This is a genomic window from Chloroflexota bacterium (genome assembly GCA_020161265.1).
Taxonomy (GTDB): domain Bacteria; phylum Chloroflexota; class Chloroflexia; order Chloroflexales; family Herpetosiphonaceae; genus Herpetosiphon.
Genome location: JAIUOC010000002.1, coordinates 207,321 through 228,676, shown reverse-complemented (window position 1 = coordinate 228,676; position 21,356 = coordinate 207,321). Strand labels below are relative to the sequence as shown.

The following is a 21,356-nucleotide window of genomic DNA, read 5'->3' as shown; positions in this document are numbered from 1 at the left end:
AAAAATATCTGCTTATGCTAATAATGGTCGCTGGATTGCTTGGCATTCCAGCGACCACGCTTGTTGCTCAAACCCCAACCATTGCGCCAACGCCTAGCCCCAGCGCTGTGCCAGTTGTCGATTTGACCTTTGGAACTTCGTTGCAAGGGCGGGCGATTACGGGTACTCGCTTTGGCAATGGCCCACGCAAATTATTCATTGTATCAAATACCCATGGCGGACCCGAAGCCAATACCTATCAACTGGCACTTGCTTTGCTTGAGCATTTTCGCCAAAACCCACAACAAGTGCCTGCTGATGTGAGCCTCTACATTATTCCGACGGTCAATCCCGATGGCTTGGCGATTGGCACGCGTTTCAATAGTCGCAGCGTTGATCTCAACCGCAATATGGATACCAATTTCGATGCTTGCCCCGAAAACGACTGGAATCAAACCGTTGAAGGAGCGTATGGCATCGTTTCAGATACGGGCGGGGCATTCGTTGAATCGGAGTTGGAAAGCCAATTAGTGCGGGATTTGGTGCTTGATGCCTCAGCGGTGGTTTGGGTACATAGCGATGGTGGCGATGTGTTTCCGGCTTTTTGTGAACATGGGCCATCAATCGCCTTAGCCCAAGTTTATGCTGAAGCTAGCGGCTATCGCTACGATCGTTATTGGCGCAACTATATGATTACTGGTGGCATGCACGATTGGGCGGGAGCGCTTGGCATTGCCTCGATTACGCCCGAATTATCGACGGGCGAATTGCCTGATTTTGCTGAGAATTTGCGGGCGGTGCAATCAGTCATGGCGCGTTCCGAGGAGTTGTTGCCATTGGTAACGACGACGGTGGAAGCAACGACCAGCATCACCATGCCAACCTTATTATGGCGCTATTGGCGTGCCCATGGTGGCCCCGATATTTTCGGTCTGCCAATTTCGCCTGTGGTTGAGTATCAGGGTCGGCCAACCGTCTTTTTTGCCGAGCAGTATTTGAGTTTAGTGCCTGATGGGGCTGATCGTATGCAGTCTGCGTTGCGTGGCGAGGGTGGTTTGGCGCTTTGGCAAGCCTATTTGCTCGATCAACGTTCAACCAGCTATCAAGTGCGCTAAGCGTGGCCAAACGATGATCGCGGCAATAATTAATGCCCCGATTGCTGCGATCAACACTGCGCCGGCTGCTACATCCTTGGCGCGGCCAGCTAGCGGGTGATATTCTGGCGAAACCAAATCGACAACGCTTTCGATGGCGGTATTCACGGCTTCTAATGCCAAGACCACCACGCTAATTAAGCTTACCGCTAGCCATTCGTTGGCGTTGATATCCAATAGCCAGCCAAAAAAAAGCACCACTACGATGGCTAAACAATGAACTTGGGCGTTGCGTTGGCTGCGAATTAATAGCCAAATGCCGCGAAAGGCATAGCCAAAGCCACAAATAAATTTCCAAAGCGCCTGAAGCATTCCATAAATTCCCAAAGGTAGAACATAGAGCATAGAACATAGGGACTGGGGATCAGGGGCTAGGGGTCAGGCATTGGGCATAGCAGGATAATCACATAAATCTGTGGAATCTGTGGCTAAAAACTTAACCTTCGCGATCTTCGTGTGCTTCGCGGTTTCGATCTCCCTGCCCTTCGTGGAGCAATTCCTAGCCCTTGACCCCTAACCCCTCGCCCTTAAACTAAACAAACGGCTCGGCTTCGCGGGTGATGCCAAGCGTGCTGAGGGCTTTTTCTTCGCGCTGGCGCATATCTTCGCGCTCCTCGTCGGTTTCGTGATCGTAGCCGAGCAAGTGCAATGTACCGTGAGCTACTAAATAGCATAATTCGCGGCGGCTTGAATGAGCATATTCTTGGGCTTGAGCCAGCACCCGCTCATACGAAATTGCTAAATCACCAAGATAGGCCGCTTCATCAGCCTCAGGGTCATCGAATTCATCATCATCGTACACGCCGTCGGGCACGATAAAATCATCGTCATCATCTTCATATTCGCCAAACGAAAGCACATCGGTTGGCCGATCAACGCCACGATATTGGCGATTGAGTTCATGCAATTCTTGATCGTTGGTGATGCGAATGCCAATTTCCCATGTGCCAGTTTGGCCTTCATCGGCGAGCACTTGGGCCACGACTTGCTCTAATAAACTGGTATCAAGCGCAAGATCGGTGGGCACAACTTCAATATGGGCTGTTAGTTCTAACATACCGCGCAAATTCCTTGTTGGTAGATGGTTATTTACTTTGAGGTTCCCGCATCAATTTGGGATACTCAACCCGTGGATGATAGATCCCTTGGAGCGTTTTGACAAACGATTGGCGAATCGTGTTGAGATCTTTTTGGGTGAGCGGGCATTGATCAAGCTGGCCGCTGGCAAGGCGCATATCGATGCTTTGGTTGACCACTTGAGCAATGCTTTGGCAACCTTTGGGCGCTTGTTGATCATCGTCATCGTGACGCTCAGCCACGAGCATGCCCGCTTGCTCTTTGGAGCGCACGGTGGCCTCAACCCCATCGGCCAACATCAAAATCGCTGTTTCTTTGGATTGTGGCTTGGGCCCAGGGTAGCGATAATCGTTGATATCAACACTATCTTGGGCTTGTAAGGCTTGCTGATAGAAATAGCGAATCACATCGGTGCCGTGATGCTCAACGATAAAATTAACAATTTGCTCAGGCAGCTTATGCTGCCGCGCTATCTTAGCACCCTCGATGACGTGATCAGCGATTAATTTGGCGCTGGTTTGCGGATCAAGGTTATCGTGCACATTTGAGCGATCATATTGATTATCGGTGAAGAAGAATGGCCGCAGCATTTTGCCAATATCGTGATAGTAGGCTCCCACACGAGTTAGCAAAGTATCAGCGCCGATCCGTTCAGCGGCTTGTTCAGCTAAATTACTGACAACGACCGAGTGATGATAAGTGCCGGGAGCTTCTTGCATCAAGCGGCGCAGCAGCGGCTGGTTGGGGTGGGCCAACTCCAATAATTGCATTGGCGTAACGATGCCAGCGATCCGCCCAAGCACGTTATGCAAGGTCAACGACATCATGGCCGTGATGCCACCATTGAGCATGCTAAAAATCAAGGTGAACATGGTTTGTTGCCAAGTTACGCCTTGGGGCTGAATCAAACGCCAAATCATGGCAGTGGCGAATACGCCGAGTGCAATCCAAACGCCAGCCATAATAAAGGCCATTGCCCGATCGGCGCGACGAATTGCGTAGATGCCACACAAAGCTCCGGCAAAGCTGATCATGCCAACTTGCAGTGCGCCTTCGCCCAAAAACATCATCACAATCGAGACTAAAGCTGAAATAACTAAAGCTAAATTGTTGTTAAACAGCGCCGCCAATGGAATCGCAATCACCGCCAAAGCAAACGTTTCAGGGAAATTCAACCATGTGTTGAGGAAAATTCGCCCAAACAAAATCGGAATAACCATCAAAATTAAGATTACCAGCAATGCACGAGGCCATGTCAAAAGATTATGCTGATCGATATAAAGCGCTGTACATAAGGCTAAGGTGACCAAGAGCGCCAGCAATAAGCGCCCCATAAAGCCATCAAGCCCTAATTCAGGCGTGATCAAACCCATTTTGACGAGGGTTTCATATTGTTCAGCTGATACCGTATCGCCTTGGCGCACAATATTTTGGCCATTGATAACATCTTTTGAGACCGATTGGACGGCATTGCGGGCTGTTTGTTGGCGACGCTCAGTTTCCTCTTGATTCAGCGTGCGATTAACATGCAGGGTTTGTTCGACCAAATACAGCACAACCGCCCGTTGATCTGGCTTTAAACTGCTTGGCAAGTTGTAAGGCAAATAGCGCACTTTAATTTCGGCGAGGGTGGTTTCATCAATTGAATAATTATTTTCGCGCAGAGTTCGGTCATATAAGGCATTGGTTTGATCTTTGATGCGTTGCCAGGTATCGTCATCAGCTTCAAGAATGGTGATGGCGAGGGTATCGGAGAGTGGCAGCGAAGGTAATTCAGTCAGTTGACCGCGTTGTTGATCAAGGTTGAGGCTGGGATTTTCGCGAACTGAGTTAATCACGCTGTAGGTTGCTTGCAGCTGTTCACGCTGCTGGCCATGAATTTGGGTATCTTCGTTATAGACCAAGTTGCGCGGATCGTTGGCGGCTTCACGGCGTTTGGCTTCAGTTAGCAAAGGGCTTTCAAAGGTCAAATCGCGGTCGGCGTTGATGGTGCGTGGGCTGGGGCGACCAACCATAATATCTTGGTTGATCGCCGAGCGCCACGTAAAAATCAAGGTCAAAATTAGGGTGAGCACGGCCCCAAAGAGCACCAACACCAAATGGTGGTGATGCTCGATGAACGAACGTAACAAGGTTTTTAAGCGATATGAACGAACTATCATGGCTTAGGCACTAAGTAATGAGCGCACAACCTCGTTAATCACCCGGCCTTCAGCTTTGCCTTTGAAGCGTTGCATGGCTGCAGGCATTACTTTGGAAAGATCGGCGATGCTGGTCGCACCAAGCTCGGCAATAATTGCGGCAATTTCAGGGCGCAATTGATCGGCACTGAGCATGGTTGGCAAATAGGCTTCAATCATCACCAATTCGACTTCTTCACTAGCAGCAAGGTCGGGGCGATTAGCTTTGGTATATTCGGCCATGGCATCGCGGCGACGCTTGGCTTCTTTTTGAATTACCCCAACTGCTTCAACTTCATCAAGCTCGCGCCGAAGGTCAATCTGCGCGTTTTTGAGCGATGCGAGCATCATGCGAATTGTATCGAGCCGTTGTTGCTCTTTATTGCGCATGGCATTTTTCATATCTTCTTGCAATTGTTGTTGAATCGACATAGTTAAACCTCTTCTTTAATAAATCTGCAACTCTCATGATACATAAAAATCGCCACAGTGTGGGGTATCCACAAGCTGCGGCGATTTGGGGTGCGTCATGCGAATTGCTTAGTTGTTGGCTTCACGAGCCATCTTTTGCAACTTACGCAGACGAGCAGCTTCCTTGCGCTTGCGTTTAACGCTAGGCTTTTCATAATGCTCACGGCGACGGGCTTCCGTCAAAATGCCGTCAGCTTGCACGGCCTTGTTAAAACGGCGCAGTGCTTTGTCGATTGATTCATTTGAATCTACCGAAATGCTTGCCACTAGAATTCACCCCCTTTATTTGGCGTTTCGTACAACCATAAAATTGACACGTAATAACTATTATACAGCAAAAACGTAGATTGCGCTCAGTCGTTGGCCCTGCGCGGCCTCAGCCCTGAGTCGGGCTAGGCTTTGGCATCAACTAAATTGATTAATGTAATTTCTGGAGCCGAACGAAACCGCAGCGGCGGCCCGGTAAAGCCAAAACCGCTATTGACATAAACCTGTGATTTGCCCAAATCATAATGGCCGCGCACAAAGTATTCAGCATTGCCAACCAACTGATCGGTGAGAATCGGCACTTGGAATTGGCCGCCATGGGTATGCCCCGATAGGATCACATCAAGTTGGTAGTTGGCGACAAAATGCGGCACAATCACCGGATTATGTACCATCGCCAGGCGGGCAACATTTTTTGGTGTACCTTTCAAGGCCGCTTCAGGATTGATGCTCTCAGGGCTGAGCCGTGGCCCGCCGCTACGATTATGCCGTGGATCATCAAAGCCTACCAAGACCAATTGATCAGCGCCACGGCGTAGAACTGTATGCTGATTGACCAACAGGCCTAAATCGTGGCGTTGAATGGCTTGTTTGATTGTATCGATCTTGCCGCTGTAGTAATCGTGGTTGCCGAGCACCGAATAAATGCCTTCAGGTGCACGCAGCTGGCGGAATGGCTCGGTGGCGGCATCAGCAAATCGCGCATCCCAATCAACAAAATCGCCAGTGAGCAGCACCATATCGGGATTAAGTTGGTTGATTTGGGCCACAGCACGGGCCAAATCGGCGCTGGTGGTGTAGGCATTGATATGCAAATCGCTCATTTGGGCGATGCGCATGCCGCGAAAACGTTCGGGCAAATTGGCGATTGGCAAATTAACTTCACGCACCTGAATCTGATATGGCTCAATCAACATCGCATAACCGACCACACCGCCAACTAGCCCTGATTCGACCAAAAATCGACGGCGGCTGAGCGGTTTTGCGCTCATAGTTGGGCTAGTTATAGGTTGAACTTCTCGATCTGGCTGATCAACGGCTGGCGTAGGCTGGAGCTTAGGCTGGCGGCGCAAGCGTTGAGCCAATTTGAGAATGTGGCTGACGACCCAGCGACGGGTGCGAATTGGTCGCAACATCAACAACAGCCAGAGCGTAAATGGCGCTGCCATCAACAGACGCATGCCAAATTCGGCGACAAAATGGGCCGAGCCTTGTAGGTTGCTTAGCCATTCTGCGCCGCTGAAATAGCGAATCATCAAAAAGATGATTGCTACACAACTGATCCATAGTACCAGCCAAATAACGACGTTGCTGGCCCAGCGACCAGTCTGATATAGACGTTTTGCCCAAGGATTAATTGCTTGTTTGCTTGCTTGCACCATGCCGATGGTTCTCCTCATGTGATCGATAGCTTTAGGCTACCTTGAATTGGTTAAAGAAATTGCAAACATGGTGTAAGCATTTGATGAGCAATTGTTAACAAGGCAAAAGGCAGAAGGCAAAAGGCAAAAGTACAGAGGGGTCAGGCGTTGTAGAACAAAGAACATAGAGCATAGAACATACGAATCATTCACATCTGTGGGAATCTGTGGCTAAACAATTAAAGCCTTTGTGCTCTTCATGTCCTTCGTGGATCATTAATCGTAAAGAGCACGAAAGATAATCCTTCGTGCTCTTCGTGGATCAATATTTAACTAGAGCCAATAGCCAATAGCCTATAGCCATTGCTTATTGGGCTAATTCCCAGGTTTCGATGTTGTAGAAATCTTGTTGGCTGGTTGGGTCGAGCTTGAAGCCGCTGATCGTTTTGCGAGCAGCCCCGACGTTGATCCGTTGATATAACGGCAAGGTTGGTAAATCGCGGTTGAAGATTTGTTGGGCTTGGCTGAGCAATGGCAAGCGGCCAGCCCGCTCGATAATGCTTTGGCTTTCGAGCGCTACTTTATCGTAATCGGGGTTACAGTAGCCAGTGTTGTTTTGACCAGCATACCCATTGGCTGCGGTTGGCACTTGGCTGCACAAATACAATGGAGTTGATGGCTCAGGGCCACTGACCCAGGCATACAACGCCATATCGTAGCGGCGACCAGCCAAGATGCCTTCTTCGCCATTTTTGAACAAGGCATCGGTGCCAGGCACAAACTTCAATTCAGCATTAATCCCAACATCGCGCAAGTATTCTTGGACCAATTGGGCGACTGATTGACGCGTCGCGTTGCCTTCGGTGGTGAAGAATTCGATCGTGAATGGTTGACCATCTTTGACCAAAATGCCGTCATCGCCTGCAACCCAGCCAGCTTCATTGAGCAATTGAATCGCTTTGCTGGGATCAAAGGCATAAGGGTTGATCACGCTGGTATCGCTGGGGTAGGCCCAGTGATCATCAGGCATGAAACTATTCATGGCAACGGTTTTGCCAAACAACACTTGATCGATGATTTCTTGGCGGTTGATTGCATAAGCGACTGCTTGCCGCACTTTGGCATCGGCAAATGGAGTAGCAACGCCATCGCCGCGCTCAACCGCAAAGTCAATATGTTCCCAAACCGTGGCGGGTACATATTGGATATCGAATTCAGCGCCTGCTTGCAATTCATCAAGTGATGGAGCTTGACCTAACGATAAGCCAATTTGGCCAACGACATCAATTTCGCCTGATTGTAATTGTTGCAAAATTTGATCTTCGCTGGTGACGAATTTATAGATTACGTTGCTAATTTTGGGCAGGCCTTGTTTTGCTCTCCAATAATTTGGATTAGCGCTCAGCGTGACCCGTTCTTGGGGCACATATTCGTCGATTTTGTAAGGGCCATAGGCCAAGGGCTTGCTGGCGTAATCGCTACCACCAATGGTTGCTGCATCGACACTGCCGAGTACATGTTTGGGTTCAGGGCCAAGTGCGCCACCAGCGTAGTTCAAGAAATAGGTTGAATCTTGATAGCCTGGCACGCCATACCATGAGAAAGTTTGATTATCAACTTTTTCGTATTTGGCGGTGTGCTCGATGGTGAAGCGGCTGGCAACTTTGGTGCCTGGGTTGGCATACAACTCAGCGGCAAACAAAAAGTCATCGGCGGTTACTGGCGTGCCATCTTCCCAAGTAATGCCATCGATCAACTTCCAAGTAACTTTAACTTGGGGCAATTCGATTGGCCCAGTCAAAACGCTGGTATCAGTGATCAGTTCATTCTCGATCACGAATGGGCCAGTGTAGCTTTGATCAACTGTTACCATTTCTTCGACTGCGCCGCCATTTTCAAAGGTGGGCAATTCAGCGAAACAGACTGGCTGATAATCGTAGCTGAGGGTGGTTACGCAGGCTGGTTGCACTGAGTTTAACACTTGGGTGGTAGCACTCGATTGCGATTCCATCCCAAATAAGGTATCTGGCGATTGGCTCATCCCAATGATTACAATGCCATCGCTGCTGGGTTGCGACCCAGTATCAGTACCTGGTTCAACGACGGCGGTTGCCTCGCTGCTGCCAGTAGTTGGTTGTGTGGTGCTGGTGCCGCTACCGCATGCTGCCAAAATCGCGCTAGTAAGCACGATGGCGGCTAAGCGTTTGCTTCGTTCGAACATGACTGGATTCCTCTTTCCTGTATCCAAAAATCTGCCAACTAAAAACGAAAAAAGCTGCGCCTGCGTCTTCCCGGAACGCACGCCTCGCTTTTTTTCGCTGTGGCCTGTTTTGTTGTGGCTGGGTATTGCTACCTCGCCGTGAATGCACGTTGGTTGTGCAAGCTCAAGACGGTGCATTCCCCAAAACTATAGCAGATCTCATAGTTTTATGCAAATATGCGGTTTCTGTGATATTTATGCCAATAAAGCTCAAAATTTGATTAAAAAGTATGCTTGATTAAGCATATTGATCGTACATAATCCGATTAATTGCCAATTTTGTTGAGTGCTTCGAGTAATTGCCGCAAGACAACTTCCCAATCATCGCGCAACACCCGCCGATCAAGCCGCGCCAACTGCGGGCCGATTACTACGCCGCGTGGTGATTCGCGCTGAAGTTGTTCGCGATCAAGATAGACGCTCTTGGGCAAGCGCACAGTTATTTCATTATCATCAGAAATAATCGAAATTACACCTGCTTGTAAGGCCAAAACTTTGATTGTCAGCAAATCGAGCAGGCGGGCGGCTGGCTCAGGCACAGGTCCAAAGCGATCTTCTAATTCTTGGCGTAACATACGAATATCGCGGGTGGAGCGAGCCTCGGCAATATGTTGATAGACGCGCAAACGCAGCGGTTCATCATCAACATAATTTTGCGGCAAGTAGGCATTAATCGGCAGATCAATGCTGACCATCGCATCGGGCAAGACTGGATCATCGACATCGCCGCTAAAACTGCTGCGGGCTGAAACTACCGCTGCTCGGCGTAGGGCTTCGACTGCACGAGCGCGTTGGGCTTTTTGTTCGCCAGTTTTTTGCTGTTGGCCGCGTTTGCGTTCTTCGCGCACGCGCTCGACAGCCTGCGAAAGCAAGCGCGAGTAGAGATCAAAACCAATCGTGGTGATATTGCCCGATTGTTCAGCCCCAAGCAGATTGCCAGTGCCGCGAATTTCTAGGTCGCGCATGGCGATGCGGAAGCCAGCGCCCAATTCGGTAGCCTCTTGAATTGCCTCAAGCCGTTTTTGCGCTTCTTCGCCCATGGCTTTGGTGGGGTTGTAGAACATATAGGCATAGCCGCGCTGGGTTGAGCGGCCAACTCGCCCACGCAATTGATAGAGTTGGGCTAGGCCATACGTCGTCGCATCATCAATAATCATGGTGTTGGCGCTGGGCACGTCGATGCCGCTTTCGATAATCGTCGTACACACAAAGACATCAAACAAGCCTTCGAAAAATTGCAGAATAACCTTTTCGAGCGCTTTTTCGGGCATTTGGCCATGGCCAACCCCAATTCGGGCTTCGGGCACTAATTTTTGAATCCGATTGGCGACCGTATAAATTGATTGCACCCGGTTATGCACAAAATAGGCTTGGCCATTGCGCCCTAATTCGCGCAAAATCGCATCGCGCACCAACATTTCGTTGTAGGGTTGCACATAGGTTTTAATTGGCATGCGATCGTCGGGCGGTGTATCGATCACGCTCAAATCGCGAATACCCGACAAGGCCATGTGCATGGTGCGCGGAATCGGCGTGGCAGTTAATGTCAGTACATCAATTTCATGGCGCAATTTTTTAAGCCGCTCTTTATCTTTAACTCCAAAGCGTTGTTCTTCGTCGATAATCACCAAGCCAAGCTGCTTAAAATGGATATCGCTTGATAAAATCCGATGCGTGCCGACCACAATATCAATTTCACCCTTGGCGATGCGTTCGGTGATTGATTTTTGCTGTGATGCTGAGCGAAAGCGTGAGAGCATTTCGATCCGCACAGGAAACATTTGCATGCGCCGCGAGAAAGTTTCGAAATGTTGTTGGGCTAGCACGGTGGTCGGCACAAGCACCGCAACTTGGCGGCCATCTTGCACCGCTTTGAAGGCAGCACGTAGCGCAACTTCGGTTTTGCCAAAGCCGACATCGCCACAGATCAGCCGATCCATTGGGCGAGTATTTTCCATGTCGCTTTTGACTTCTTCGATTGCCCGAAGTTGATCGTCGGTCTCGGTATAGGGAAAACTATCTTCGAGTTCGCGTTGCCACGAGCTATCGCTGCTGTAGGCAAAGCCCTCGACTAACTGACGAGCTGCGTATAAATCGAGCAATTCAGTCGCAAGTTCTTCAACATCGGCACGTACTTTGCGTTTGGCGCGTTCCCAATCTGAGGTTCCCAAACGGGTGAGGGTTGGCTTGCCTTCGCCTGCGCCGATATAGCGTGATACCCGATCGACCTGATCGACTGGCACATACAATTTATCGCCCGAAGCGTAGCGCAACACCAAAAACTCGCGTTCAGCGCCGCTAGCCTCGATCCGTGATAAACCCTCGTATTGAGCGATGCCATGCTCGATATGCACCACATAATCGCCAACTTTGAGCGATTGTAAAAATGCCGTGCGATCGCTTTCGGTGCGCTGTTTGCGGGCACGGGTTGAGAGTGCTCGGCGTTGCTGCCAGCCAAAAATCTCACTATCGCTTAAAATCGTTAAGCGCAATGGATCGCTGCTAAACCCACCTGATAAATTGCCATGGCGAATAATGATCGTGCCGCTTTGAAATGGCGGATCGTCAACATCAGGGCCATCTTCTTCGCCAATTAGGGCTAAATTGTGTTGGCTGGCCAATTCGCGCAGCCGACTAGCCTGTGGTGAAATCAACACCACTCGTTCGCCGCCAACCAAGCGTTCGCGCAGATCCTCAAACAGCCGATCAGTTTGGCCGCCATACGACGCAGCTTGGCTAAATGTATTAATTTCATGCACAAAGCCATCGTTTTGATCATCGGCGATTGGCTGATTGCTGAGGTTGAGGCAACTCCAGCGTTGAATCGACCGCCGAATAAAGGTCCAGGCGATTAATGGGAACGGAAAATCAGGCGGTAATTCATTATTTTCAATTTGCGTGTTGCGCACCAAATCGGCATGGCTTTGCAATTCAATGCCTTGGGCATTCAATTCATGCTCTTCGGAAAGCAAGATGATCGCCGAGGCTGGCAAATGCTGCCATAGCCCAGCCTCGACCGCTTCGTGGGGCGTGCGAAAGAATGGGGCATAAAAGGCTCGACCTTCGAAGCGCTGGCCAGTTTCAAGGTGTTCGCGGGCGGTGGCCCATTCATGTTGCACTTCGCGGCGCAAGCTGGCAATTTGCAACTGCTCGATCCGTTTGATCGCCTCGGTTCGTCGCCAAAAGGGAATTTCATGAGCTGGGCTGATTTGAATCTGGCGCACCCGTTTATCTGAGCGCTGCGAAATCGGGTCGTAAATGCGCAAACTTTCAAGTTGATCATCCCAAAATTCGAGCCGAATTGGGCGCTCGCTGGTTGGCGGAAAAATATCGATAATGCCGCCGCGCTGACTGAGATCACCTGGTTGCTCGGCTGTTGGCCCAACCCGATAGCCCAAACTGACCCAGTGGGCGAGCAACTTGCGTGGATCATGCTGGTCGCCTTGGCGCAACAAGCGCGTAGCAAACTGAAACTCTTCAGGAGTCATGGTGGGCTGCATCAAGGCTTTGACCGAAGCAACCACGCAGATCGGTTCGCTAGCATGCAAGCGCCCTAGCACTGCCAAACGTTGCGCTACAATCCCAATATCCGCCGACATATGCTCGTAGGGCAGCGTATCGGTCGGTGGAAAGAGCATGACGTTCTCGCCGAGCCATGCAGTTAGGTCGGCGTGCATGCGTACTGCGGCATCAGGTGTGGCCGCAATCAACAAACTGCTACGATGTTGCAGGGTCGCGATGGCTGCGACGATGCGGCGTGCTGCACTTGGTACAGGCGTGATTGTGCGGGTTGTATTGGGTTGGGCTGTTGCCAAGGCTGCTTTAAGCTGCGGCTCGCTGGCAAAGAGCGCCTGAATATCGGCTAGCAAAGTATCAACATGATCTGTCATTGTGCGCCACCGCTTTAAACAATTCAAATATTGCTATTGTACCTTAATTAGCTTAAATCAAACATATTGAGGGGTCAGGATTCAGGGATTAGGGATCAGGGTTCAGGTGCTAGGGTTCAGGGGTTGGGGATCGGTTGTTGGGGAATCGAGGATCGATATTTAACGCAGAGTCGTAGAGAACAGAAGGATGAGAGATAAAGTATGTGGAATGAAATACGGTTTGGTATCATAAACATCATTCGTGAAATTCGTGAAATTCGTGGCTAAAATAGTTCCTAGCTTCGTGTTCTTCGTGTCCTTCGTGGTTAAAAAGCAAAAATCTCTAGGAGTTGAATGATGCCAATCGATGGATATGGATTAATGCAGCGCAATTTTCAGCAGCTTGCGCCAATTCCGCCTGAGCAAATGCAGGCTTGCTTAAGTTTGTTCAAGCCGCGTTTTCTTGATGCTGAGCAGATTTGGCTGCATGCTGGTGAGACAACCCATGAAGTGGGATTTTTGGCCGATGGCTTGCTGCGCTTCTACTACTTAACTGTCGACGGCGAGGACTGGACGAAATCGTTTTGTCTGCCTGGCGATTTAATTGGTGGTTATCGGGCTTTATTGCTGAACGAACCATGTCAATTTACGATTGAAACCCTGTTGCCAAGCCATTATTTAGTTGCCAATTATACTGATTTTGCTGCCCTGACCGCCCAGCACCCCTGCTGGGATCGCTTGTTGCGGCGGGTGGCTGAAGGCTTGTTTATCAAAAAAGAACAGCGCGAAAGTAGCCTGTTGCTTGATGATGCGACTACCCGCTATCAACGCTTCTTGGCTGATTTCGCAGGTGTGGCAGGTGTGATCAAGCAATATCACATAGCTTCGTATTTAGGAATTACCCCGGTTAGTTTGAGCCGCATTCGTCGCCAATTGCGTGACGATTAACCTATGATAATGCGTTACGACCTTGAACCCGCTAGAGTAAGCGCAGGAAATTTATCTAGTGAGGTACCTTCAATGCAAACCACAGGTCATACAGTCTTAATTACGGGCGGTGCAGCCGGGATTGGCCGAGCCTTAGCTTTGCGTTTTGCCCAAGCAGGCAACCACGTGATTGCGGTTGGTCGCGATGCCCAAAAATTGGCTGAACTCAAGGCAACTCAGCCAGCGATCACCACAATTCAAGCTGATTTAGCCCAAGCAAGTGAGCGTCAACGCTTGGCCGAGCAAGTTCCAAGTATCTCAATTTTAATTAACAATGCTGGGGTGCAATATCATGGCGATTTGATCGAGCAGCAATATGCCCACGTTGAGCGCGATCAAGAAATTGCGATTAATTTAACTGCACCAATTGATTTGATTCAGCGCTTTTTGCCCACGCTGCAACAGCAACCAGCAGCGGCGATCATCAATGTTTCATCGGGTTTGGCCTTGGTTCCCAAGCAACAAGCACCGATTTATTGCGCTACTAAAGCTGGAATCCATATTTTTACCAAGGCGCTGCGCTGGCAACTAGAGCAAACGCGGGTACGGGTGTTTGAGATCATTCCGCCATTGGTCGATACCGCGATGACTGCTGGCCGTGGTAAGGGCAAAATTAGCCCCGAAGCTTTGGTTGAGGAGTTTTGGCGGGGTTTTAGCCGCGATAAGTATCAATTGGCAATTGGTAAAGTCAAATTACTGATTCAATTACAGCGCTTTGTGCCAAGCGTGGCCGATCGTTTGATGCGCTATGGGCGGTAATGCCCTCACCCCAACCCCTCTCCCGTCCAACAGGAGAGGGGCTTTTAGTTCTGTGGCTCCCCTCTTCCACCGCAGTGAGAGGGGTTGAGGGCGAGGGATCTAAACTGTGGCTGCTTTGGTACGGCCTTGAATTGGTCGATCCATGGCATCGGCAATCCGTTCGACTTGATCCATCAATTCGACGAAGCGTTCGGGCAAGAGCGATTGCTCGCCATCTGACCATGCTTCGGCGGGGTTAGGATGCACTTCGATCATCAAGCCATCAGCACCCGATGCGATGCCAGCACGAGCCATTGGCAAAATACTCTGCCAGCGGCCAGTTGCATGGCTGGGATCGACGATAATCGGCAAGTGGGTCAATTCGCGCAACACCGGAACCACGCTCAAATCGAACGTGCCGCGTGAGTGGTCGTCGAAGGTGCGGATGCCGCGTTCGCACAGAATGACCGCTTGGTTGCCTTCGGCCATGATGTATTCAGCCGAAAGCAGCCAATCTTTGACGGTTGAAGAAAGCCCGCGCTTGAGCATGACTGGGCGACGAGTGCGGCCAACCCGCTTGAGCAAGGCAAAATTTTGCATATTGCGTGCGCCAAGCTGCAAAATATCGGCGTATTCGGCGACCAAATCAACTTGCTCGGTATCCATCACTTCGGTGATCACCGGCATGCCGGTGAGTTCACGCGCTTCGGCTAATAGTTTCAGCCCATCTTCGCCCATGCCTTGGAAGCTGTAGGGCGAGGTGCGTGGCTTGAAAGCGCCACCACGCAAAATTGTGGCTCCCGCAGCTTTGACCGCCTCGGCAGTGCTGAGCAATTGCTCGCGGCCTTCGACCGAGCATGGTCCAGCCATCACCACCAGTGCAGGCCCACCAATTTGCACACCATTAATTTCAATAATCGTGTCTGCTTCGCGATACTCACGGCTGACCAATTTATAGGGTGCGGTGACGCGAATCACATCGCGCACGCCAGGCATCAATTTAAGCCGCGCAGCTTCGGCAATTGCCCCTTTATTGCCGGTAATCCCGATTGCTGTGCGGGTTGGGCCGGGCATGGTGTTGGCCTGCAAACCCATGTCCTCGATCACTGTACAAACAGCTTGAATATCCTCAGGTGTAGCGTGTGCGTCCATGACAACTAACATACAACCTCGCATTGGGTAATGCATGACATAGATAAAGAGCTACGATAAATTCGTAGCTCTTGGTATCAGCATTACTAGTTAATATTCCGCCTATCGGGATTCTAACACCCAGATAGGTAAGGGTCAAATTTGGCGCGAGGTCAAAACATCGTTGCGTTCGATGGCGATTGCCCCAGGTAAATCGGCCAAAGTTTGCAAATTTAGGCCAGTTGGCAATTCTTCGAGTGGTTGCTCAAAGAAAATCACCCGCACAATCGCTTCATCGTTGAGCATATGCCAAATCATATTCTCACGGCTAATTTGGCGTACTCGTGGTGTTTCGCCAATGCGAATGCGTTGGGCGAACGATAGAGCATCATCGGGCGTGCGAAACAGCACCACATGGCGGGGTTTGCTTTGAGCAGCGGTGTTTTCGTCGCTATCATCATCAAACTGAGGCTTTGGCCGCGCTAAATAATGATAGTAATGGGTTTGTGCCAAATGTGCCACCGAGCCATGGACTAATTCGTCGAGTTCAGCGCGTGGCATGCCAAAACGATCAGCCACTAGATCGCTATTGTGTTCAGTCATAGCAGCCCACCCTGTAAATATATCGTTTAATGGTTGATCAAGCATGTTTGGATACCTCGCGATTACAGTGTTTGGTCTATCCATAGCATCGTGGTTCGACATAACGAACCAGCCTACGGAAAACTATTGTGGTGGCTCGATTGTGAGCGTTTGGTTGAATTTCGAAACAACCAAGGTGCGCTTGATGGTTTCTTTTTCGGTGCTGACCAAGCGGCCAACTGCGACCAATTGCCGTAATAATTTGTCGTCTTTGCCAATCCACAGATCGAGCTTAATTGTACCAGCCTCGGCCACTCCGCCAGTCAGCGCTGAGACGCTTTGAGCATCAACTTCGCCGCTGATATGATAGGTTGCCGTGCCGTCGATTTCTGCCTCTTCGACAAACGTTGGGTTTTTGAGGCCGCGCAGCACATCACTAATACCTTTGGCTGGCGAAAATGTTTCAAGCCCGCCAGTATCTTCCAATTTTTCGAAGGCGGTTGGGTTGAACGGATTCGGCGTGATCCAGGCATCGGCTCCGATGATGATGCCGTTGATATTGACGGCGATTGGTGCGCCTGCCAATTTGGCCTTGATTTTAGCCTGAATTTTATCAGGGCGAATGCTATCGCCATCAGCATCGATGATGATAATATCGCCCAAAGGTGCGGCTTCGCCTTCGCTGACCGTCAATTTAAAGTGAAAATTGTTGACGCTTTCAAAGGCGGTTGCACCTTCGCTCGCCACTTTTGCTGCATCGACATCGGCGTTGCCACAGGCCACCAAGGCCATTGCTACCACCAATAAGCCAAGTTTTTTCCACCAGCGCATACACCCTCCAAAAAACGTTGCGAATCGGCGTTAGTGTTGATCAAGAAAGATAATCTGTCTAGCCCGTTGTTCGCGCTGCAAACGCCCTTGACCCTCTAAATAAACCAGATGGGCCAAGGTTTCGGTGATTGCGAAGCGTAGTTGATGGGCTGAAAGCGTGGTTACACCAAAGGCAAATTCGCAGACTTCAAAGGCGGTTTTGCCTGTGCTAGCGTATTGGTGCATCAAATCAAGCCGCTGATCATGATGCTGCGCGATTTCGTGGCAACGTTCACGAAAGGCCATAATTGGCTTGCGATGCCCAGCTAAGGCCAAGCGTACATCGAGTGCTGCAAATTCGTTTAATGATGCCAAATAATCGGCCAATGGGTCGCGTTTGGCTTCGGGCCAAAGGCTGATGTTGGGTGTAATATCGGCCAACACATGGTCAGCCACAATTAATAGCTGATCGGCGGCATCGTATAAACAGAGCTGCCCATCGGCGTGGCCTGGTGCGTGCAAGAGTTGCCACGAGCGTTGCCCAAGCTGCAACGGTTGCCTCATATCGAGTGGTTGAAGCAGCGGCTTGGGATCAACATATTGGCTTGCATCCATGGTGTGTTGCCAAATTTGGCGATTGAGATCATCGGGCATGCCGTGCAGTTCGAAAAAATCGGCCAAATGATCAGCCGCATCGGGCAATGGTTGATACCACGCACGTTGCACGCTTTGAATTTCAATTGGTGACATCCAAACGCTGGCTCCACTGCGCTCGGCCATCCAGCCCGCCATACCATAATGGTCAGGGTGATAGTGGGTCACGATAATTTTCTTAATCTGTGACCATGCAATCCCCAATTGCTCAAAGGTTGCTTGCCATGTTTGCTCAGCTTGAGCATAGCGCATGCCCGTATCGATCACGACCCAGCCATGATCAGCTTTGAGCAAGTAGCAATTGACATATTTGAGTGGCAACGGCACAGGAATTGGCACCCGATAGAGATCAGTGGTGATTGGTTCAAACATGTGGCTATCTCGATACAACAACGTAGTAGTATTATGCGCTACTTTTCGCTGCTGCCATGTTAGCAGAATGTTAGATCGTCGTGGTTAAGGCTTGTTCAAGTTTCTCGCGGGTTTGTGCCTCGGCTAAGGGCAGATAGACCACCAGTTGTTGCTGATCGCTATTGTGAATTTGCAGAACTTTGGGGTGAAACACCAAGCTGCCTAAATCCCAATGGCGGAGTTCTTTGCGCTCGATCGTGATGCCGCCAACGTCGTGTTGCGCCCATAATTGACAAAATTCAGGGCTAATTGCCATCAAATCTGCAATTAGCTCTTGCAAAATTGGGTGACCAATATATTTGGTGCTGTTGGCGCGAAAAAATGCCAGCACGCGCTGAGTTTCGCCAACCCAATCAGCAAAAAATAAACGAGCGCCAGGCTGGCTAAACGTCATCCAAAGCAAGTTGCGTTCGCGCATACTTTTGGCTTGCCAATCGCCAAAAACGAGCTGGGCTGCTTGGTTCCACGCCACCACCGTGCAACATGGGCTAATGACATAGGCCGGAGCCGGATCGAGCATGTCGAGCATCAATTGGGTGCCTGAATCAATTTCATGACATAGCCAAGGCAAGGGATTAACACTATCACGGGCTAAAACATACAAATGCTCACGTTCATAGCCATCAAGTTGCAACACCCGCACCAAACTATCCAAAACCGCGCTAGAAACTTGAATTTCGCGGCCTTGCTCAAACCAGGTATACCAACTAACGCTGACTCCCGCCAATAAAGCCACCTCTTCGCGACGTAAGCCTGGGGTGCGGCGGCGTTGGCCATTAGGTAAACCAACACTTTCCGGCGAAATGCGAGCACGCCGAGCACGCAGAAAATCGGTCAGCAAACGGCGGCGCTGAATCTGATTTGGCTTGGTTGGCGCGAGGCTAGGAGTTTTTATCATAGGATATTTCCATGTCTTACTAGCGAAGCCGTGGCTTGGTAGCATTCTGCTATGAACATTATTCAGAAAGGAATGCTCCAATGGCTCGGATCTATCTATTAATACTAATTATCGGTGTGAGTTTAACGAGTTGTGGGAGCAGCGTCGCCCCGACTGCAACCATTGCGCCAATCGCAACTAGCGTTAGCCAAGCTGAAGTAACGGCCACTGTTGCCCCAACGCTTGAGCCAACAATCGCCCCAATTGCCGCAATTACCACACCAATCACCTTGAGCGAAGGTTTTGCCCAACCAGAAGGCATGCTGCACAATCAGCTCAGCGATCTGTATCTGGTTTCAAATATTAATGGTACACCATTTGGCCGCGATGATAACGGCTATATTGCGCAAATTAACCCCGATGGCACACTTAATCAAGCCAAATGGATTGATGGCGCGAGTGCAGAGGTCGAATTAAACGCGCCCAAAGGCATGGCGATTGCCAATAATACCCTGTATGTGGCTGATCTGGATAGCGTGCGCTTGTTTGACGCAGTTTCGGGCGAGGTCAAAGGCACAATTGCAATTAGCGGTAGCAGCTTCTTAAATGATCTTGTGGCGCGTGATGATGGAATGGTGTTTGTTAGCGATATGGGAGTAAAAGAGGATTTTTCGAGCACTGGTACGGCGGCGATCTATCAAATTGATCCAGCGGGCAATGTTTCGCTGATGGTCAAACTTGCCGATGGTAACCCCAATGGCTTGGTTATAACTGCTGATGGCACGCTGTTGGTTTGCCGCTACGATACTGCGGTTGAGATTTTTGAACTGACTGTTGATGGCACATTGCAGCCTTATCGCAAGGCTAGCGCTAGCCAACATGATGGCTTGGTGGTGTTAGCTGATCAAAGTTTGTTGGTTTCATCGTGGCAAACCGCCAATATTCATCAATTAATGGCTGATGGCAGCGAACGCATCATGTACCATGGGACAACAGGCGCTCCTGCTGATATTAATCTTGACCGTCAACGTGGAGTTCTATTGATGCCGCTGATTATGACTAACCAAGTGGCGTTATGGCCGCTAGCTAACTAAATCCAAAGCCCCGCAGCTTCAGCCAGATCTGCGGGGCTTTGATCCATTTAATTAATCAATTGCCATAACGCTGGCACTGCTGAGGGTTCCCAGCCTGGCAGCGAGGTATGGCCTTGGCGGCAGATATAGGTGCTGCCTGCGTAGGTCACTCCTGCGCCAGTGGCATAGCTGGTGTAGGGTTGCCAAGCTTGGGTAGTTGGGTTGGTTGGCGTAGCAGTTGGCACGCTGGTTGGGCGCGGTGTAGCGGTCGCAATTGGTGTGCCTGTTGGTGGCACGGTTGCAGTGGGCACAGCGCTTGGCCGTGGCGTGGCGGTTGGCACACTGGTTGGGTTGGTGCCGCCAAAGGTCACATCCGAGCAGGTGTAAAAGGCCTCAGCACTATCCGAGCGCTGCCAAATTGAATAGATCAAATGGCGGCCAGTTTTGTTACTGGGAATGCGGGCATTGATCACATATGAGCCATTAACTAATTGCGGATTGGTGACCTTCAAAAAGGGCGTGGCCTCAAGATCCGACCATTTGAGGGCTTGGGTCGGGCTATAGCCATCGCGGGTAATGTAAAACTCGAATGAACCTGGGTGCGGTGCGGTCGCCCGATAGAGAAAACTCATTGAACTGCCCGAAGTTAAGGGCGTGGCGGGCCAATCGGCGCGTGGTAGATCAAAGCCGGCATACTTGGCGCGGCCTGCACTACACAATTTGCCATCGGGAATTAACGAACGATGCTGACCCGCAGCATTACCAATATTAACTTCATTCCAATCGTAGAGCGGCTGCGTGCCCCCGATATCAATTGCTGCGCGACAAGCGGCGGTATCAGGAGTTTCTGGGCCTTCGAGAAAACATGCATACGTCCGACTGACTGGCGTTTGCATCGCTCCGTGAGCATTAACTTGGCTGCTAATCGCCAAAACTAGTAATAATGCCGACCAACAACCGACGGTTAAACTAAAGATACGGCGTTGTACCATTGGATTGTCCCCCTCGTACTAGGTTAGGAGCGGCGTGGCTCCGCGTTATGGGTTTTCCAGTTCAACACGACCAACGATGGCGGACAAAAGCGTAAAGGCTTGATCGCAGTAACAGTTAATACGCTCTTTATAATTTCACTGGAATTATAAAGATTCCTTAAGCAAAAGTCAATGATTTTTAAGAAATATGTTGCAAAAGCCCCTAATCGATCACCTTGGTTTAACAATCCATACCACAATTGGGCATAGCATGATTTAACTATTATAGTGCTAGAGCATTGACAGAGTTGTAAAAATCATTTAATATTTGCCTCAATAATTTGGGAACGATCTCAAATAGTTATTGCAATTGAAACCCTTATGACGCAAAAACTGGCTGAGCAATCTCCATCCTAGATTGAAACCGATCCCAAATGCTGCTCTATTTAATTATGTTGAACTATTGCAGCAGATAATTTTCCTGTTGCAATAGCCCAAAAAGGA

Annotated in this window: 18 protein-coding genes; 4 read left to right on the top strand and 14 right to left on the bottom strand. The window is 50.0% G+C overall.

The window, feature by feature from the left end:
- The first annotated feature begins 14 nt into the window (after positions 1-14).
- Positions 15-1,094 (top strand): M14 family metallopeptidase, encoded by a 1,080-nt coding sequence (locus LCH85_05285; GenBank protein ID MCA0351389.1) that lies wholly within the window; start codon positions 15-17, stop codon positions 1,092-1,094.
- Here LCH85_05285 and LCH85_05280 read toward each other — a convergent pair.
- The 8 genes from LCH85_05280 to mfd all read right to left on the bottom strand — a co-directional run bounded on the left by LCH85_05280 (position 1,071) and on the right by mfd (position 12,639).
- Positions 1,071-1,445 (bottom strand): diacylglycerol kinase family protein, encoded by a 375-nt coding sequence (locus tag LCH85_05280; GenBank protein MCA0351388.1) that lies wholly within the window; start codon positions 1,443-1,445, stop codon positions 1,071-1,073. The two genes, LCH85_05285 and LCH85_05280, sit on opposite strands and share 24 nt — an antisense overlap.
- 220 nt (positions 1,446-1,665) lie before the next feature.
- Positions 1,666-2,190, bottom strand: coding sequence for an rRNA maturation RNase YbeY (gene ybeY / locus LCH85_05275; GenBank protein ID MCA0351387.1), 525 nt, complete (start codon positions 2,188-2,190; stop codon positions 1,666-1,668).
- Between the two features lie 28 nt (positions 2,191-2,218).
- Positions 2,219-4,372, bottom strand: a complete 2,154-nt coding sequence (locus LCH85_05270; protein ID MCA0351386.1) for an HDIG domain-containing protein — start codon at positions 4,370-4,372, stop codon at positions 2,219-2,221.
- Positions 4,373-4,375: 3 nt separating this feature from the next.
- Entirely contained in the window at positions 4,376-4,822 is a 447-nt protein-coding gene (locus tag LCH85_05265) for a GatB/YqeY domain-containing protein (GenBank protein ID MCA0351385.1), read from the bottom strand.
- A gap of 108 nt (positions 4,823-4,930) precedes the next feature.
- Positions 4,931-5,128 (bottom strand): 30S ribosomal protein S21, encoded by a 198-nt coding sequence (gene rpsU, locus LCH85_05260; GenBank protein ID MCA0351384.1) that lies wholly within the window; start codon positions 5,126-5,128, stop codon positions 4,931-4,933.
- A gap of 125 nt (positions 5,129-5,253) precedes the next feature.
- The gene (locus LCH85_05255) at positions 5,254-6,510 is read right to left on the bottom strand and encodes a metallophosphoesterase (GenBank protein ID MCA0351383.1); all 1,257 of its coding nucleotides are present in this window, start codon (positions 6,508-6,510) and stop codon (positions 5,254-5,256) included.
- A 346-nt stretch (positions 6,511-6,856) separates the two neighbouring features.
- A complete protein-coding gene (locus tag LCH85_05250) occupies positions 6,857-8,710 on the bottom strand; it encodes a peptide ABC transporter substrate-binding protein (GenBank protein ID MCA0351382.1) in 1,854 nt (617 codons plus the stop codon).
- Between the two features lie 305 nt (positions 8,711-9,015).
- Positions 9,016-12,639, bottom strand: a complete 3,624-nt coding sequence (mfd, locus tag LCH85_05245; GenBank protein ID MCA0351381.1) for a transcription-repair coupling factor — start codon at positions 12,637-12,639, stop codon at positions 9,016-9,018.
- Positions 12,640-12,975: 336 nt separating this feature from the next.
- Between mfd and LCH85_05240 the strand changes: the two genes are divergently transcribed.
- Entirely contained in the window at positions 12,976-13,566 is a 591-nt protein-coding gene (locus LCH85_05240) for a Crp/Fnr family transcriptional regulator (protein MCA0351380.1), read from the top strand.
- A gap of 72 nt (positions 13,567-13,638) precedes the next feature.
- On the top strand, positions 13,639-14,364 hold the full coding sequence (locus LCH85_05235; protein ID MCA0351379.1) for an SDR family oxidoreductase: 726 nt from the start codon (positions 13,639-13,641) through the stop codon (positions 14,362-14,364).
- Between the two features lie 99 nt (positions 14,365-14,463).
- Here the strand turns inward: LCH85_05235 and aroF are convergent, their stop codons facing one another.
- The 5 genes from aroF to LCH85_05210 form a co-directional block, all read right to left on the bottom strand.
- A complete protein-coding gene (gene aroF, locus LCH85_05230) occupies positions 14,464-15,507 on the bottom strand; it encodes a 3-deoxy-7-phosphoheptulonate synthase (GenBank protein MCA0351378.1) in 1,044 nt (347 codons plus the stop codon).
- A 123-nt stretch (positions 15,508-15,630) separates the two neighbouring features.
- A complete protein-coding gene (locus LCH85_05225; GenBank protein ID MCA0351377.1) occupies positions 15,631-16,077 on the bottom strand; it encodes a hypothetical protein in 447 nt (148 codons plus the stop codon).
- A 123-nt stretch (positions 16,078-16,200) separates the two neighbouring features.
- A complete protein-coding gene (locus LCH85_05220) occupies positions 16,201-16,887 on the bottom strand; it encodes an LppX_LprAFG lipoprotein (GenBank protein MCA0351376.1) in 687 nt (228 codons plus the stop codon).
- A gap of 30 nt (positions 16,888-16,917) precedes the next feature.
- A complete protein-coding gene (locus LCH85_05215; protein MCA0351375.1) occupies positions 16,918-17,892 on the bottom strand; it encodes an MBL fold metallo-hydrolase in 975 nt (324 codons plus the stop codon).
- Between the two features lie 70 nt (positions 17,893-17,962).
- Positions 17,963-18,829, bottom strand: coding sequence for a helix-turn-helix transcriptional regulator (locus LCH85_05210; GenBank protein MCA0351374.1), 867 nt, complete (start codon positions 18,827-18,829; stop codon positions 17,963-17,965).
- Between the two features lie 80 nt (positions 18,830-18,909).
- Here LCH85_05210 and LCH85_05205 point away from each other — a divergent pair, with 80 nt between their 5' ends.
- On the top strand, positions 18,910-19,902 hold the full coding sequence (locus LCH85_05205) for an SMP-30/gluconolactonase/LRE family protein (GenBank protein ID MCA0351373.1): 993 nt from the start codon (positions 18,910-18,912) through the stop codon (positions 19,900-19,902).
- Between the two features lie 47 nt (positions 19,903-19,949).
- On the opposite strand, the gene LCH85_05200 is transcribed toward LCH85_05205, so the two are convergent.
- Positions 19,950-20,873 carry a lytic polysaccharide monooxygenase gene (locus LCH85_05200; protein MCA0351372.1) on the bottom strand — a complete coding sequence of 308 codons (924 nt, stop codon included), beginning with the start codon at positions 20,871-20,873 and terminating at the stop codon, positions 19,950-19,952.
- Positions 20,874-21,356: the final 483 nt, after the last annotated feature.